Here is a 17029-nt window from a genome sequence, read left to right on the forward strand (position 1 = left end):
CGCAAAGGGAAGGACCCGCTGCTTATGACCGCCATCGGCCAGGATACCCTCGGTACACGCACCACGCTCGACGTGGGTGGCGTGCACTACGACTATTACAGCCTCGCCGCTGCGGCCGAGAAGCTCGGCGACATCAGCCGTCTGCCCTTCTCGATGAAGGTGTTGCTCGAGAACCTGCTGCGCTTCGAGGACGGCAAGACCGTCACCACCGAGGATCTCCAGGCGATCATCGACTGGCAGCAGGAGCGCAAGTCCGACCGCGAAGTCCAGTATCGCCCCGCTCGCGTGCTGATGCAGGATTTCACCGGCGTCCCTTGCGTCGTCGATCTCGCGGCGATGCGCGATGCGATCACCAAGCTCGGTGGCGATGCCGCCAAGATCAACCCGCTCGTGCCGGTGCATCTTGTGATCGATCACTCGGTGATGGTCGACGAGTTCGGCACGCCCAAGGCGTTCGAGGATAACGTCGAGCTCGAATATCAGCGCAACAACGAGCGCTACGAGTTCCTGAAGTGGGGCTCGAAGGCGCTCGACAACTTCAAGGTCGTGCCCCCCGGCACCGGCATCTGCCACCAGGTCAATCTCGAGAACCTCGCCCAGACGGTGTGGTCCTCGGTCGCGCCCGACGGCAAGACGATCGCGTACCCCGACACCTGCGTCGGCACCGACAGCCACACGACGATGGTCAACGGCCTCGGCGTGCTCGGCTGGGGCGTCGGCGGGATCGAGGCCGAGGCCGCGATGCTCGGCCAGCCGGTGTCGATGCTGATCCCCGAAGTCGTCGGCTTCAAGCTCCACGGCTCGCTCGCCGAGGGCATTACGGCCACGGATCTCGTGCTCACCGTCACGCAGATGCTGCGCGCCAAGGGCGTGGTCGGCCGCTTCGTCGAGTTCTATGGTCCGGGCCTCGACGCGCTGTCGCTCGCCGATCGCGCAACGATCGCCAACATGGCGCCCGAATATGGCGCGACGTGCGGCTTCTTCCCGATCGATGACGCGACGCTCACCTATCTGCGCCTGACCGGCCGCAGCGAAGAGAACATCGCTTTGGTCGAGGCCTATGCCAAGGCACAGGGCATGTGGCGTCTGGCCGATGCGCCCGACCCCGTCTTCACCGACACGCTCGAGCTCGACATGGCCAATGTCGTGCCGTCGCTCGCCGGTCCGAAGCGCCCGCAGGACAAGGTCATCCTCACCGAGGTCGACGACACGTTCAACGCCGACCTGGCGAAGATCTATCATCATTCGACCGCCAAGCGCGTTCCGGTCGAAGGCCGCGACCATGACATCGGCGACGGCGACGTGGTGATCGCCGCGATCACCAGCTGCACCAACACGTCGAACCCGTCGGTGCTCGTCGCCGCCGGCCTCGTCGCGCGGAAAGCCAATGCGTTCGGTCTCAAGCCCAAGCCGTGGGTCAAGACCTCGCTGGCGCCGGGTTCGCAGGTCGTCACCGACTATCTCGACAAGGCCGGCCTGACCGAGGACCTCAACGCGGTCGGCTTCAACCTCGTCGGTTATGGCTGCACCACCTGCATCGGCAATTCGGGCCCGCTCGCACCCGCCATCTCGGCAGCGATCAACGGCAACGACATCGTCGCTGCCTCGGTACTGTCGGGCAACCGCAACTTCGAGGGCCGCGTCTCGCCCGACGTGCGCGCCAACTTCCTCGCCTCGCCGCCGCTCGTCGTCGCGTACGCACTCAAGGGCACGGTGACCGAGGACTTCACCACCACCCCGATCGGCCAGGCGACCGACGGCACCGACGTCTATCTCAAGGACATCTGGCCGACCAACGCCGAAGTCCGCGACGTGATGGACGCGAACATCGACCGCGGCATGTTCCAGTCGCGCTATGCGAGCGTGTTCCTCGGCGACAAGAAGTGGCAGGCGATCGCGATCGAAGGGTCGGACACCTATGCCTGGCCGCCGGCATCGACCTACATCGCCAACCCGCCGTACTTCGAGGGCATGTCGATGACCCCGGCGCCGGTGCAGGACATCATCGAGGCGCGTCCGCTCGCGATCCTCGGCGATTCGATCACCACCGACCACATCTCGCCGGCCGGCTCGATCAAGGCGGATTCGCCTGCAGGCGCGTGGCTGATGGAGCGGCAGGTCACCCGCGCCGACTTCAACTCGTACGGCGCGCGTCGCGGCAACGATAACGTGATGGTCCGCGGCACCTTCGCCAACATCCGCATCAAGAACGAGATGGTCCCCGGCGTCGAGGGCGGCATGTCCTCGTACAAGGGCGAGACGATGCCGATCTATGACGCGGCGATGCGCTTCAAGGCCGACGGCGTTCCGCTGATCGTCATCGCGGGCAAGGAATATGGCACCGGCTCGTCGCGCGATTGGGCGGCGAAGGGCACCAATTTGCTCGGCGTGCGCGTCGTCATCACCGAGAGCTTCGAGCGCATCCACCGTTCGAACCTCGTCGGCATGGGCGTCTTGCCGCTGCAGTTCGCCGAAGGCGTCGATCGCAAGACGTTGAACCTGGATGGCTCCGAGAGCTTCACGATCATGAAGGTCTCGGAAATCCGTCCGCGCCAGGACGTCGAGGTCACGATGACCCGCGCCGACGGCACGGTCGAGACGTTCATGACGAAGTGCCGGATCGATACCGTCAACGAGCTGGAATATTTCCTCAACGGCGGCATCCTGCAGTACGTGCTGCGCAAGCTCGCGGCCTGATCTGCGGGGACTGAAGAGGGGACGGGTGGCGCTGCTGCCCGTCCCTTCTTTGTGTCTGGTAGGCGCGTGATCGCCCCTCCCCTTCAGGGGAGGGGATGGGGGTGGGGAGGCCTCGCAGAGAGCCCGCGCCTGTTACAGCCGCACCCCAACCCCTCCCCTGAAGGTGAGGGGCTTTTCCAAACAGGAAATGCCCGCCGCGCACGAGGCGCGGCGGGCATCCTTTCCTCCCCAGGAAACTCTCAAAGCCATTCAAACTGTGGCGCTTTTTACAAGCCCGCTCATCAGTCGTGGCGCCACTAGGAGCGATTGCGTGCCAACCGCCAGCGGGATTCGGCTGCGGTATCGGTAAAGGCGTGACCAATCCTGACGCAAACTCGGGTGATCTTGTAAAGATGTGACAGTTAGGGTCATGTACGCCCGCGACTCCGCCGGAGCGCCGAGCAGATCCGAGGACGTGTCATGGCCGATCGCAAACTCTTCGCTGGCCATGCCATCCGCCGCTTGCGGCGCCAGGCGGGGCTGACCCAGGCGGCGATGGCCGAAGTGCTGACGATTTCGCCGAGCTATCTCAACCTCGTCGAGAAGAACCAGCGCCCGCTGTCGGGATCGCTGATCGTCAAGCTCGCCGAGAGTTTCGACTTCGATCCGCGCGCGCTCGCGGCAGGCGAGCCGGGCGGGGGTGAGGCCGCGCTCAGGCGGCGGCTTGCCGACCCGATGTTCGCCGATCTCGAGATCGACCGCAACGAACTCGAGGAATGGCTTGCCGGCGCACCCGGCGGCGCCGAAGCCTTTGCGCGTGCCTTCGACCGGATCGGCGCGGGCAGCGCGGCCGCGCCCGGCGCGCTCGATTCGGTCGGCGAGGTACGCCGCGAGATCGAACGCTGGCGCGGCTATTTTTCGGATCTCGACACGATCGCGGAGAAACTCGCCGACGAGCTGCGGCTGGGAGCCGGCGATCTCTACGGCGCGATCTCGGAGCGATTACGCGTCAAGCACCAGTTGACCATCCGCGTGCTGCCGGTCGACGTTATGCCCGACCTGCTGCGCCGTACCGATCTCCACGCGCGGCAATTGCAGGTGTCCGAAATCCTCGACCCGGCCTCGCGTACCTTCGCCGTTGCCTATCAGCTTGCCGAGATCGAGGCGCGCAGCGAAGTCGACGGGCTGGTCAAGGGCGCGGGCTTTACCGATCGTGCTGCCGAGCGACTCTATCGCCGCCACCTCGCCAGCTATTTTGCCGCAGCGGTGATGATGCCGTACGCCCGCTTCCTGCGCGCGTGCGAGGCGACGGGATACGATATCGAGCTGCTCCAGCGCCGCTTCGGTGCCGGGTTCGAGCAAGTCGCGCACCGGCTGACGACGTTGCAGCGCGTGGGCGCGCGGGGGCTGCCCTTCTTCTTCGTGCGGATCGACCGCGCCGGGCAAGCGTCGAAGCGCTTTTCGGGCGCGAGTGCGTCGCCTTTGGCAGAGGCCGAAGGGCGCTGCCCGTTGTGGCAGATCCATGCCGCATTCGATCGGCCGGGCAAGCTCGTCGTGCAGCTCGTCGAACTCGAGGATGGCGCGCGCTGGTTGACGCTTGCGCGGACGGTCGCGCCGCAAGGGCGTCGCTTCGGCGCCGTGGCGGCCGAGTTCGTCGTCGGGCTGGGCGTGGCGGCGGAGCATGCCGGGGCGCTGGCGATCGCGCGCGGAGTCGATCTCAAGGGGGAGGCGACCCCGATCGGCCTCGGGTGTCGCGCGTGTGGGCGCGGGCATTGTCCGCAGCGCTCGCTGCCGCCGGCGGGGCGTGCACTGGTGCTCAACGATCGCGAGCGCGGAGTAAGCGCGTTTACCTTCGGCGGGGATTGAACGGGGATTTGCCGCCCGTCACGCCAGCGGTTAGATCGTGCCGCTAACCGGAGTGAGATCGATGAACACGCAGCCGACTGCCTGACCATCCTGCCGCGCGAGCGCGGCCTCTCATCCCTGGAATTCTCGCGTGAAACGATTGGAAGACAAACTGTGCGTCGTGACCGGCGCAGGGCGCGGCATCGGCGCGGCGATCGCGCGTGCGTTCGCGGCCGAAGGCGCGCGTGTCGTGGTGACCGACAAGAATGGCTCGCGTGCGCAGGTGCTCGCCACCGAGCTCGATCAGGCCTTTGCCTTGCTCGACGTTGCGCTTGAAGCGGATTGGGCGCGGTTCGCGGTGGCGTGGCCAGCGATCGACGTGCTGGTCAACAATGCCGGCGTCACCGGGTTCGAGGACGGCGTTGCCGCGCATGATCCTGAACATGCCACGCTCGAGGATTGGCAGGCGGTCCACCGCGTCAATCTCGACGGCACCTTCCTCGGCTGTCGCTATGCGATCGGCGCGATGCGGGCGAAGGGTGCTGGGTCGATCATCAATATCTCGTCGCGTTCGGGGATGATTGGGATCCCGGCCGCGGCGGCTTATGCCTCGTCAAAGGCGGCAATCCGCAACCACAGCAAGACCGTGGCGCTCTATTGCGCGCAACAGGGGCTGGCGATTCGGTGCAACTCGATCCACCCCGCGGCGATCCGCACGCCGATGTGGGATCCGATGCTGGGTGACGGGCCGGATCGTTCGGCGCGCGAGGCGGCGCTGGTCGCAGACACGCCGCTGCGCCGCTTCGGTGAGCCCGAGGAAGTCGCCGCACTCGCGGTGCTGCTGGCGAGCGACGAGGCGCGCTACATGACGGGGACCGAACTGACGATCGACGGCGGCATTCTCGCCGGGTCGGCGGCAAGCCCAGCGCGATAGCAGCCGGCCGGTGCAGTGTGATATTTACAATATTACACTGCACCGGCGGCGGGTTTGACAGGATAACGCGGTAGTCAGTCGATCAACGGCTTACAGCGCTGTCAATTCATGTACCTATCTCGCCATACACACAGAGCGAGGGGCACCCCCATGACCTACCAGACCGACATCGCCCAGACCAAGAGCCTGATCCAGCGCTACAACGGCACGTGGGATGGCATCGATGCCGAGAGCGTCGCGCGGATGCGGGTGCAGAACCGGTTCCAGAGCGGGATCGACATCGCGCGCTACACCGCCGCGATCATGCGCAAGGATATGGCGGCGTATGATGCCGACCCGTCGGCCTACACCCAGTCGCTCGGCTGCTGGCACGGCTTTATCGGCCAGCAGAAGATGATCAGCATCAAGAAGCATTTCGGTTCGACCGAGCGCCGCTATCTCTACCTCTCCGGCTGGATGATCGCCGCGTTGCGATCCGAATTCGGCCCGCTGCCCGATCAGTCGATGCACGAGAAGACCAGCGTTCCCGCGTTGATCGAGGAGCTCTACACCTTCCTGCGCCAGGCCGACGCGCGCGAGCTCGGCATGATGTTCCGCGATCTCGATGCGGCGCGCGCGAGCGGCAACCAAGTCGAGGAGCAGCGGCTGCTCAACGCGATCGACGGCTATCAGACGCATGTCGTGCCGATCATCGCCGATATCGACGCTGGCTTCGGCAATGCCGAGGCGACCTATCTGCTCGCCAAGAAGATGATCGAGGCGGGCGCCTGCGCGCTCCAGATCGAGAATCAGGTGAGCGACGAAAAGCAGTGCGGCCATCAGGACGGGAAGGTCACCGTGCCGCACGAGGACTTCCTCGCGAAGGTCCGCGCGTGCCGCTACGCCTTCCTCGAACTCGGCGTCGAGGACGGGATCATCGTCACGCGGACCGACTCGCTCGGCGCGGGGCTGACCAAGCAGATCGCGGTGTCGAAGGAGCCGGGCGATCTCGGCGACCAGTATAACAGCTTCCTCGATTGCGAGGAGATCGACCCGGCGACCGCGCGCAACGGCGACGTCATCCTCAACCGCGACGGCAAGCTGCTGCGCCCGAAGCGGCTAGCCTCGAACCTGTTCCAGTTCCGCGCCGGCACCGGCGAGGATCGCTGCGTGATGGATTGCATCGCTTCGCTGCAGAACGGCGCCGATCTGCTGTGGATCGAGACCGAGAAGCCGCATATCGAGCAGATCGCCGGAATGGTCGACCGCGTTCGCGCGGTCATTCCCAACGCCAAGCTGGTCTACAACAATTCGCCGAGCTTCAACTGGACGCTCAACTTCCGCCAGCAGGTCTATGATGCCTGGGCGGGCGAGGGGAAGGATGTCTCGGCGTATGACCGGGCGCGGCTGATGTCGGTCGATTATGACGGCACCGAACTGGGCGACGAAGCCGACGAGCGGATCCGCACCTTCCAGAAGGACGCCGCCGCGCGCGCCGGCATCTTCCATCACCTGATCACGCTGCCGACCTATCACACCGCGGCGCTGTCGACTGACAATCTCGCCAAGGAATATTTCGGCGATGCGGGGATGCTCGGCTATGTGAAGGGCGTCCAGCGCAAGGAAATCCGCGAGGGGATCGCCTGCGTCAAGCACCAGAACATGTCGGGCTCGGACATCGGCGACGATCACAAGGAGTATTTCGCGGGCGAGGCGGCGCTCAAGGCAGGCGGCGCGCACAATACGATGAATCAGTTTGCGGCCTGACGCAGTCGGCGGAGCGAAGCTCCGCCGCGCCCGCGGCAGGCCCGGCCGGCGGGGCCAGCAGCCCCGTCCGACGACGCGGCTTTGCCGCGGCGGGGTTTGAGCTCCCGCTCGGATTCGCCGCAGCTTCCGGCCGGTCCGGAACCAACAGCATCCATCGCGGCTTGTGCTGCGATGGATGTTGCGTTTCCGGCCTCAGCGCCTCGACTTGCCAGGGTGCGCGCACGGTGGCGGATCTACCTGACCTATTGGTGGCGACACGGGCGCTGGCCCGCGCTCGATGATCCGCGCACTTTCACCGAGCTGGTCCAGGCGCGCAAACTGGCCGGCGCCGACCCCGCGATGGTGCGAATGGCGGACAAGCTGGTGGCTAAGACGATCGTGACCGAACGGCTCGGCGCCGACTGGGTCATCCCGACGCTGTGGCAGGGAACCGAACTACCTGAGGCACCGGCATGGCCCACGCCATTCGTCGTCAAGGCGCGGCACGGCTGCAACCAGACCGCCTTCGTCTTCGACGATGGCGCCAACTGGGCGGACATCCGCCGGCGTGCGGCCGGATGGATGCGATCGACCTATGGATATTGGCTCGATGAGGATCTTTACGCCGGCATCCCACACGGGCTGATGGTCGAGCCATTCATCGGCGCGCCGCCGGTGCTGCCGATCGACTATAAATTCTACGTGTTCGGTGGGCGCGTCCGCTACGTCCAGGTTCATCTCGGTCGCGGCGGACGGCATCGCTGGATTCTGTTCGACCGTCACTGGCAGCGCGTGTCGTCGGCAACCGCCGATCCCGACCCGACGCCGCCGGTCACGCTCGGCCCGATGATCATGGCCGCCGAGCGCCTGTCCGACCGGCGCGATTTCGTGCGGGTCGATCTCTACGAAATCGATGGGCGGCCGTTGTTCGGCGAAATGACCTTCTATCCGGGGTCCGGGCTCGATCCGTTCAGCCCCGTCGCGCTCGACGCCGAGCTTGGCGCGCACTGGCTGCGCGCCAAGCTCGCCATGCTCGAACCGCTACGCGCGGTTGCCTGACGCCTGGGCGTTCAGGCGCCCGCGACCGCCAAGCGCTCGATCTGCTCCGGGCTCAGCACGAGGTCCATCGATCCCAGCAATTCCTCGACCTGAGCGACGCTCGTCGCGCTGGCGATCGGCGCGGTGACGGCGGGCTGTTCGGCGAGCCATTTGAGCGCGATCTGCGCGAGGCTCGCGCCGGTTTCCGCGGCGATCGCATCCATCACGGCGAGGACGGCCGGTCCGCTGCCGTCGAGCAACGCCTGCATCCGTCCGCCGCGCACGCTCTTGCCGAAATCGTCGGCGCTGCGATATTTGCCCGTCAGGAAGCCCGAGGCGAGCCCGTAATAGGGCACCACGCCGATATTGTACTCGACGCAATACGCCTGGAGCTCGCCCTCGAACTTCTGGCGGCTGACGAGGTTATATTCGGGCTGGAGCACATGATAATGCGGCAGTCCGTGCGCCTTGGCGGCATCGTTTGCCGATTTCAGCCGCGCGGCGTGGAAGTTCGATGCGCCGAGCGCGCGGATCTTGCCCGCGTCGATCAGCTTGCCGAACGCGGCCAGCGCGTCTTCCTGCGCGACCACGTCGTCGTCCTGATGCGCGAAATACAGGTCGATCGTCTCGACGCCGAGCCGCTTGAGCGAGGCGTCGCAGGCAGCCGCGATCCGGGCAGGCGCGAGCTTTTCGCCGCCTTCGCCGGGCAGCATGCCGACCTTCGTCGCGATCTGCACTTGGTCGCGCTTGCCCGATTGCTTGAGCCACGCACCGATCACGGTCTCGGACTCGCCGCCTTTGTGGCCGGGAACCCAGGCGGAATAGACGTCGGCGGTATCGATCATCGTGCCGCCACCCGCGACGAAAGCATCGAGCACGGCGAAGCTGGTCGCTTCGTCGGCGGTCCAGCCGAAGACGTTTCCGCCAAGCACGAGCGGCGCGATGTGGAGGTCGGTGGCCCCGAGGCGGCGAAGAGTGGTCATTGCGGCTGGTCCTCATTGCCGGGCGCGTCGTCATTGACGATCACGGCGGCGTTGGTGTCGGGAGAATTGGCGTCGAGCGAAGCGGCCGCCTCGTCGAGCGCCCGGTCCTCGCCCGGCGGTGCGCCGGTCGAGGAGGTGCCGCGCGAGCAGGCGGCAAGCATCAGCAACGAGACGAGCAGGGCGCGTCGCTTGAAACCGATGCGCATCAATCGCGGATGTCGTTGCCGAAATCGGAAATCGCGGCCCCGGCGCGATCGGCCGCGCGGTCGGCCTTGTCGGACAGCCGGTCGGCCTTGTTGCTGAGCACCGCACCGGCATTGTCGAGTCGCGTTTCGGCAGCACCCAGCGCGGCGTCGGTATCGTCGACGGCCTTGGCGCCGGTCGCGTTTGCGTCGGCGGCGACGCTGTTGGCCGCCTCGCTGATATCGTTCTGCGCCTTGGGGCTGCACGCGGCGAGGCCGATGGCGGCGACGATCGTGAGCGGCAGCAGGATGCGGGTCTTGATCATGATAGGTCCTTGGCTCCCAGCAATGGGCGCACGCTAGAGGATGGGGTCGGGGGCTTCAACTCCGCGGACGGCATGTTGTTGCGCTGCCAGTCTCGGAATAGGGGCGTTCGAACCGCGTTGACCTCATATAAAGATATCTTTATATGTGATGCCACAATGACCATTGCCCTCGATATCTTTCGCGCGCTTGCCGACGCCACGCGGCTGCGGATCGTCGCCTTGTTGCGGACGATGGAGCTGTCGGTCGGTGAACTCGCGCAAGTGCTCGGGCAGAGCCAGCCGCGCGTTTCGCGGCACGTGAAAATCCTGTGCGACGCGGGGCTTGCCGAGCGGCGCAAGGAAGGCAGCTGGGTATTCGTTGCGCTCGGCAGCGGCGCCACCGTCGGCCCGATAGCGACCGCGCTCGATGCGTGGGGCGAAATCGAGCCCGATCATTGGCGGGTCGCCGATGCGGCGCGGCTCGCTGCGGTCCGCGCCGATCGCGCGGCCTCGGCGGCAAGCTGGTTCGAGGCCAATGCCGGGCAGTGGGATGCGATTCGCTCGCTCCACATCGCCGAGAGCGAGGTCGAGGCGGCGATGTCGGCGGTGCTTGGCGACGCGCCGATCGGCCAGCTGATCGACATCGGGACCGGCACCGGGCGGATGCTCGAGCTGTTCGCGGGACGGGCAGGGCAAGCGCTCGGGATCGATCGCAGTTCCGAAATGCTGCGGCTCGCGCGCGCGAAACTGTCCGAGCGCGGGCTGAGCAATGCCGAACTGCGCCAGGCCGATCTCTATGCGCTGCCGCTCGGCGACGACGCGGCGGACCTCGCGATCGTCCACCACGTGCTGCACTTTGCGCAGCAACCCGGCGCGGCGATTGCCGAGGCCGCGCGCGTGTTGAAACCGGGGGGGCGCCTGCTGATCGCGGACTTCGCGGCGCATGACCGCGAGGATCTGCGCGCCAAGGATGCGCATACCCGCCTGGGCTTCGCGGACGATCAGATCGAAACGTGGTTCGCCGCGGCGGGGCTGGCGCCGGCCCGGATCGAAACGCTCGAGGGCGGGGAATTGACGGTCAAACTGTGGCTCGCCCGCAAGGTCGGCCAACGCGTAGCAGAGGTGAAGGCGGCATGACGGTTTCGGTAAAGCAGATGCAGGAGGCGCGGCTCGCGCTTGCAGCGCCGTTGTTCGCCGATATCGCGGGCGACGCGCGGGTGAGCTTCGAATTCTTCCCGCCCAAGACCGAGAAGATGGAGGAGACGCTGTGGGAGTCGGTTCAGACGCTCGCGCCGCTCGGCCCGCGCTTCGTCTCGGTCACGTACGGCGCGGGCGGCACGACGCGCGAGCGGACGCATGCGACGGTCGCCCGGATCGCGCGCGAGACCGACATTCCGGCAGCGGCGCACCTCACCTGCGTCGATGCGACGCGCGAGGAGATCGACGCGATCGCGGACGAATATTGGAAGGCGGGGGTGCGCCACATCGTCGCGCTGCGCGGGGACTCGCCCGTCGCGGGTCAGAAGTTCCAGTCGCCGGTCGGTGGGTATGAGAATGCCGCGGCGCTCGTCGCGGGTCTGCGCAAGCTCCACCCGTTCGAGATTTCGGTTTCGGCCTATCCCGAATGCCATCCGGATTCGGTGAGCGAGGCGGCCGATCTCGACAATCTCAAGCGCAAGCTCGATGCCGGCGCGACGCGCGCGATCACGCAGTTCTTCCATGAGGCGGAGACCTTCTTCCGCTTCCGCGATGCCGCTGCCAAGGCCGGGATCGACGCCGAGATCGTTCCGGGGATCATGCCGATCATGAACTTCGGCGCGGTGCAGCGCATGTCGGCGATGTGTGGCACGGTGGTACCCGACTGGATGGGGACGCTGTTCGACGGGCTCGACGATCGTCCCGCTGCGCGCCAGTTGGTGTCGGCGACGATCGCGGCGGAACTGTGCCGGCGCTTGTATGCAGGCGGGGTGCGTGACTTCCATTTCTACACGCTCAACCGGGCAGAGCTCAGCTACGCGATCTGCCATCTGCTCGGCATTCGCGGGCAGCCGGCGCTGATCGCGGCGCAAGCGGCGTAACGGATTTCACCCCTCCCCTTCAGGGGAGGGGAAGGGGGTGGGGGATGTCTCACCGAGCCATCGGCTTGTCGGACTTCCCCACCCCAACCCCTCCCCTGAAGGGGAGGGGCTTAGAAGGAACAAGATCATGACCACCCGCCAGACATTCCTCGCCGAAGCCGCCAAGCGCATCCTGATCACCGACGGCGCATTCGGCACCGAGATCCAGAACTGGAAGCTCTCCGAAGCCGACTATGCAGGCACGCTCGGCCTCGCCAAGGACCAGAAGGGCAATAACGACATCCTCGCGCTGACCAAGCCCGAGGTGCCAGAAGCGATCCACCGCGCCTATTTCGAAGCCGGCGCCGATATTGCGGAGACCAACACCTTCTCGGCCAACCGCATCAGCCAGGCCGATTATGCCGCCGAGCATCTCGTGCGCGAGATCAACGTCGAGAGCGCTAAGCTCGCGCGCCGACTCGCCGACGAGTTCCAGGCAAAGGACGGCCGCCCACGCTTCGTCGCGGGCGCGGTCGGGCCGACCAACAAGACGCTGTCGCTTAGCCCCGACGTCAACGATCCGGGCTTCCGCGAGATCGACTTCGATTATCTAAAGGACGTGTACCGCGAGCAGGTCGACGCGCTGCTCGAAGGCGGCGCCGATTTCATCCTGATCGAGACGGTGTTCGATACCTTGAACGCCAAGGCCGGGATCATGGCGGTGCTCGAAGCGGCCGACACGCTCGGTCGCGACGTGCCGATCATGCTGTCGATGACGCTGACCGATCTTTCCGGGCGCAACCTGTCGGGGCACACCGTCGAGGCATTCTGGCACGCGGTGCGCCACGCCAAGCCGGTGACGATCGGGCTCAATTGCTCGTTCGGCGCCGAGCAGCTGCGGCCGCATGTGCGCACGCTGTCGGACATCTGCGATACGCTGATCATGGTGTATCCCAATGCCGGGCTGCCCAACGAGCTCGGTGAATATGACGAGCAGCCGTCGACCACCGCGGGGCTGGTGCGCGAATGGGCGGCCAACGCGCAGGTCAATGTGCTGGGCGGCTGCTGCGGATCGACCCCGGCGCATATCGCGGCGATCGCCAAGGCGGTCGGCGAGCTGCCCCCGCGCGCGCTGCCGGTGCCGCCGGTGGTGACGCGGTTGGCGGGGCTCGAGCCGATGACGATGGCGGCTTAGCCGGGAGCGAACTGCCTTCTTCCCCTCTCCCGCTTGCGGGAGAGGCCGGGTGAGGGCCTTCTTTTCCTACTACGTTTTCAATCGGGTCCTGCGTCGCGCAGAAGAAGACCCTCACCCCAACCCTTTCCCGCGAAAGCGGGAGAGGGAGAAGCAGGCAAAATGACGATCGCGAACTCCTCCACCAATTTCGTCAATATCGGTGAGCGTACCAACGTCACCGGATCGGCGCGCTTCAAGAAGCTCATCATGGCGGGCGATTACCCCGCCGCGGTCGAAGTCGCGCGCCAGCAGGTCGAGAGCGGCGCGCAGGTGCTCGACGTCAACATGGACGAGGGCCTGCTCGACGCCGAGTATGCGATGACCACCTTCCTCAAGCTGATCGCCGCCGAGCCCGACATCGCGCGCATCCCGTTCATGGTCGACAGCTCGAAATGGTCGGTGATCGAGGCGGGGTTGAAGTGCGTTTCGGGCAAGCCGATCGTCAATTCTATCAGCATGAAGGAAGGCGAGGACCAGTTCCTCGCCCAGGCGCGGAAAGTGATGAACTACGGCGCCGCGGTGGTGGTGATGGCGTTCGACACCGTCGGCCAGGCCGACACGCGCGCGCGCAAGCTCGAGATCTGCGGCCGGGCGTACGACCTGCTGATGGGCATCGGCTTTCCGCCTGAGGACATCATCTTCGATCCCAACATCTTCGCGGTGGCGACGGGGATTGAGGAGCATAACAATTACGCGGTCGACTTCATCGAGGCGTGCCGCGACATCAAGGCGCGCTGCCCGCACGCGCATATCTCGGGCGGGCTGTCGAACCTGTCGTTCAGCTTCCGTGGCAACGAGCCGGTACGCCGCGCGATGCATTCGGTGTTCCTCTATTATGCGATTCCCGCGGGGCTCGACATGGCGATCGTCAATGCGGGGCAGCTCGACATCTACGACGCGATCGACCCCAAGCTGCGCCAGGCGTGCGAGGACGTCATCCTTAATTCCGATGACGGCGCGACCGAGCGGCTGATCGCGATGGCCGAGAGCTTCAAGGGCACCGATGCCGTCGCCGAGAAGGCCGCCGCCGAATGGCGCAGCCTGCCGGTAACCAAGCGGCTCGAATATGCGCTGGTCAAGGGCATCGATGCGCATGTCGTCGACGATACCGAGGAATGCCGCCAGCAATTCGCGCGGCCGATCGAAGTGATCGAAGGCCCGCTGATGGACGGGATGAACGTCGTCGGCGACCTGTTCGGATCGGGCAAGATGTTCCTGCCGCAGGTGGTGAAGTCGGCGCGCGTTATGAAGAAGGCGGTGGCGCATCTGCTGCCCTTCATCGAGGCGGCGAAGGAGCCCGGCGCGCGCGGCAAGGGCAAGATCATCATGGCGACCGTCAAGGGCGACGTGCACGATATCGGCAAGAACATCGTCGGCGTCGTCCTCCAGTGCAACGGCTTCGACGTGGTCGACATGGGGGTGATGGTGCCGTGGTCGGACATTCTCAAATCCGCCAAGGAGAATGACGCCGACATGATCGGCCTGTCGGGGCTGATCACGCCGTCGCTCGACGAGATGGTGACCGTTGCCGAGGAGATGAAGCGCGCGGGCATGACGATGCCGCTGTTGATCGGCGGCGCGACCACCTCGAAGGTCCATACCGCGCTGCGCATCGCGCCGGCCTATGATGGGCCGGTCGTGCATGTGCTCGACGCGAGCCGTGCGGTCGGGGTCGCCTCGACGCTCGTCAGCGATACGATCCGCGACGATTTCGTCCAGAAGACCGCCGACGAATATGAAGCGGTGCGGATCGCGCGCGCCAACAAGGGGCAGAGCGAGCTCATCCCGATCGAGGCGGCGCGCGCCAATGCCTTCCCGGCCGACATGGCACTCAAGCCCGAAGCACCGAAGCAGCCGGGCCTCCACGTGTTCGAGGATTGGGATCTCGCCGATCTGCGCGAACTGATCGACTGGACGCCGTTCTTCCGCGCGTGGGAGTTGGCGGGGAATTACCCGGCGATCCTGACCGATTCGGTGGTTGGGGAGAGCGCGACGTCGCTGTTCGCCGATGCGCAGAAGATGCTCGACCAGATCATCGCCGAGAAATGGCTGACCGCGAAGGGCGTGGCGGGGCTGTGGCCGTGCCGGCGTGAGGGGGACGACGTGGTGATTTCCGCAAAGCCCTTCCCCTTCAGGGCAGGGGTTGGGGTGGAGCCGTCCAGCGCGTCCGCCGCCGACAGTCTCGGTGAGACCTCCCCCACCCCCAACCCCTCCCCTGAAGGGGAGGGGCTTGAAGACGTGAGGATGCCCTTCCTGCGCCAGCAGATCGCCAAGCGCGAGGGGCGCGCCAACATGTGTCTTGCCGATTTCATTGATCCGGCAGGCGACTGGATCGGCGGCTTCGCGGTCACTGCGGGGCACGGCATCGACGCGCATCTCGCGCGCTTCAAGGCCGACAATGACGACTATTCGGACATCCTGCTCAAAGCGCTCGCCGACCGTCTCGCCGAGGCGTTCGCCGAGCGGCTCCACCAGCATGTCCGCACCGAATTGTGGGGCTATGCCGAGGGCGAGCAGCTCACCAACGAGGCGCTGATCCGCGAACACTATCGCGGCATCCGCCCGGCGCCGGGCTATCCGGCGTGTCCCGACCACAGCGAGAAGCCGATGCTGTTCGAGCTGCTCGGCGCGACCGACGCGACCGGCATCACGCTGACCGAAAGCTTTGCGATGCTGCCGACCGCAGCGGTGTCGGGCTTCTATTTCGGCCATCCGCAGGCCGAGTATTTCGGTGTCGCGCGCGTCGGGCCCGACCAGCTCGAGGAATATGCCGAGCGGCGTGGTGTCGATCTGGCGACCGCGACCCGCTGGTTGCGGCCCAATCTGGACTGACCCAACGTCATGCCGGACTTGATCCGGCATCCATGCGAGTCATCTGCCGTCTCGTATGGACCCCGGACCAAGTCCGGGGTGACGGTGCGAGGTTAACCCTCAATTAGCCTTCCCACCTAGCCTCCCCGCGGGCATCGTGCCGCGCAAAGGAGCCAGCCCCATGCGTCGCATTCTACCCCTGCTCGCCATCGCGATCGCCGCCCCCGCCGCCGCGCAGCAGCGCGCGCCCTTCACGATCGAGGGGACCGGCCAAGGCTTCCAGACGATCGATGAGGCGGTGCAGTCGATCCGCATGGGCACCGCGACGATCCTGATCGCACCCGGCGTCTATCATCAATGCACGATCCAGTCGGGCGGGCACATCACCTTCAAGGCGGTGACGCCGGGTACCGCGATCTTCGAGGGGACGGCGTGCGAGGACAAGGCGGCGTTCGTGCTGCGCGGGCAGAGCTCGGTGGTCGACGGCATCGTCTTCCGCAAGATCGCGGTCGGCGACGGCAATGGCGCTGGGATCCGCAGCGAAGTCGGCGATCTCGTCGTGCGCAACTCGATGTTCCTCGACAATCAGGAGGGCATTCTCGGCGGCCAGCCCAGCGGTCAAAAGATCACGATCGACCATTCGACCTTCGCGGGTCTCGGGCAGTGCGACATCACGCCGAGCTGCTCGCACAGCATCTACCTCGCCAATCTCGGATCGGTGACCGTCACCAATTCGCGCTTCGAACGCGGCACCGGCGGGCATTACGTCAAGCTGCGCACGCCGCGCGTCACGATCACCGACAACAGCTTCGACGACACCAAGGGCAGCAAGACCAACTACATGATCGACCTGTCGCAAGGCGCGACCGGGCTGATCGCACGCAACACCTTCGTGCAGGGCGCGCGCAAGGAGAATCACAGCGGGCTGATCGTCGTCTCGGCCGAGGCGAAGACCTACAGCGCGGCGGGCCTGCGGATCGAGGATAATGACGCGAGCCTCGCGCCGGGTGCGCCGACCAATCCGGCGTTCGTCGCCAATATGAGCGGGGATCAGCTTGCGATCGGCGCGAATCGGTTGGGGGCTGGGATCCGATCGTACGAAGTGCGGTGAATATCTCCCTCTCCCTTTGGGAGCGGGAAGGGAGGGCAGCTATTCTAGCCTGCCCTCACCCGATCTCGCTGCGCTCGGCCACCAGCATCGGGTAAACAGCGCCCCGCGCTGTTTAGGTCATGCCGGGG

The 17029-nt window shown here is 66.0% G+C and carries 13 protein-coding genes; 10 read left to right on the forward strand and 3 right to left on the reverse strand.

Annotation, left to right across the window (positions count from 1 at the left end; translation table 11 throughout):
- The first annotated feature begins 24 nt into the window (after positions 1-24).
- From acnA to ACP7C5_RS03505, 5 genes are all read left to right on the forward strand, one after another.
- Positions 25-2697, forward strand: a complete 2673-nt coding sequence (acnA, locus tag ACP7C5_RS03485) for an aconitate hydratase AcnA (RefSeq protein WP_133189569.1) — start codon at positions 25-27, stop codon at positions 2695-2697.
- A gap of 459 nt (positions 2698-3156) precedes the next feature.
- Positions 3157-4542, forward strand: a complete 1386-nt coding sequence (locus ACP7C5_RS03490; RefSeq protein ID WP_426263183.1) for a helix-turn-helix domain-containing protein — start codon at positions 3157-3159, stop codon at positions 4540-4542.
- A gap of 130 nt (positions 4543-4672) precedes the next feature.
- Positions 4673-5455, forward strand: a complete 783-nt coding sequence (locus ACP7C5_RS03495) for an SDR family oxidoreductase (RefSeq protein WP_426263184.1) — start codon at positions 4673-4675, stop codon at positions 5453-5455.
- Between the two features lie 150 nt (positions 5456-5605).
- Complete coding sequence (locus ACP7C5_RS03500) at positions 5606-7201, forward strand: isocitrate lyase (RefSeq protein WP_426263185.1); 1596 nt, start codon at positions 5606-5608, stop codon at positions 7199-7201.
- A 213-nt stretch (positions 7202-7414) separates the two neighbouring features.
- Positions 7415-8239 (forward strand): ATP-grasp fold amidoligase family protein, encoded by an 825-nt coding sequence (locus ACP7C5_RS03505; protein WP_426263186.1) that lies wholly within the window; start codon positions 7415-7417, stop codon positions 8237-8239.
- A gap of 11 nt (positions 8240-8250) precedes the next feature.
- Here ACP7C5_RS03505 and ACP7C5_RS03510 read toward each other — a convergent pair whose 3' ends face one another.
- From ACP7C5_RS03510 to ACP7C5_RS03520, 3 genes are read right to left on the reverse strand one after another with little or no spacing between them, the layout of a single operon-like run.
- Complete coding sequence (locus tag ACP7C5_RS03510; RefSeq protein WP_426263187.1) at positions 8251-9201, reverse strand: aldo/keto reductase; 951 nt, start codon at positions 9199-9201, stop codon at positions 8251-8253.
- Positions 9198-9407, reverse strand: a complete 210-nt coding sequence (locus ACP7C5_RS03515; protein ID WP_426263381.1) for a hypothetical protein — start codon at positions 9405-9407, stop codon at positions 9198-9200. Before ACP7C5_RS03515 ends, ACP7C5_RS03510 begins: the two co-directional genes overlap by 4 nt.
- Positions 9407-9709 (reverse strand): hypothetical protein, encoded by a 303-nt coding sequence (locus ACP7C5_RS03520; protein ID WP_426263188.1) that lies wholly within the window; start codon positions 9707-9709, stop codon positions 9407-9409. The genes ACP7C5_RS03515 and ACP7C5_RS03520 overlap by 1 nt, the downstream gene beginning before the upstream one ends.
- A gap of 156 nt (positions 9710-9865) precedes the next feature.
- Between ACP7C5_RS03520 and ACP7C5_RS03525 the strand changes: the two genes are divergently transcribed.
- The 5 genes from ACP7C5_RS03525 (at position 9866) to ACP7C5_RS03545 (ending at position 16901) form a co-directional block, all read left to right on the forward strand.
- Positions 9866-10825 (forward strand): ArsR/SmtB family transcription factor, encoded by a 960-nt coding sequence (locus tag ACP7C5_RS03525; protein ID WP_426263189.1) that lies wholly within the window; start codon positions 9866-9868, stop codon positions 10823-10825.
- Positions 10822-11766, forward strand: coding sequence for a methylenetetrahydrofolate reductase [NAD(P)H] (gene metF, locus ACP7C5_RS03530; RefSeq protein ID WP_322162768.1), 945 nt, complete (start codon positions 10822-10824; stop codon positions 11764-11766). The genes ACP7C5_RS03525 and metF overlap by 4 nt, the downstream gene beginning before the upstream one ends.
- A 127-nt stretch (positions 11767-11893) precedes the next feature.
- Positions 11894-12940: a homocysteine S-methyltransferase family protein gene (locus ACP7C5_RS03535; RefSeq protein WP_322162770.1), complete on the forward strand. Its 1047-nt coding sequence runs from the start codon at positions 11894-11896 to the stop codon at positions 12938-12940.
- Positions 12941-13099: 159 nt separating this feature from the next.
- Entirely contained in the window at positions 13100-15811 is a 2712-nt protein-coding gene (gene metH, locus ACP7C5_RS03540) for a methionine synthase (RefSeq protein WP_426263190.1), read from the forward strand.
- 160 nt (positions 15812-15971) lie between these two features.
- Complete coding sequence (locus tag ACP7C5_RS03545; RefSeq protein WP_354286861.1) at positions 15972-16901, forward strand: right-handed parallel beta-helix repeat-containing protein; 930 nt, start codon at positions 15972-15974, stop codon at positions 16899-16901.
- Positions 16902-17029 lie beyond the last annotated feature (128 nt).

The organism is Sphingomonas sp. PWP1-2, from assembly GCF_049898305.1.
In the GTDB taxonomy this organism is placed as follows: Bacteria; Pseudomonadota; Alphaproteobacteria; order Sphingomonadales; family Sphingomonadaceae; genus Sphingomonas; species Sphingomonas glacialis.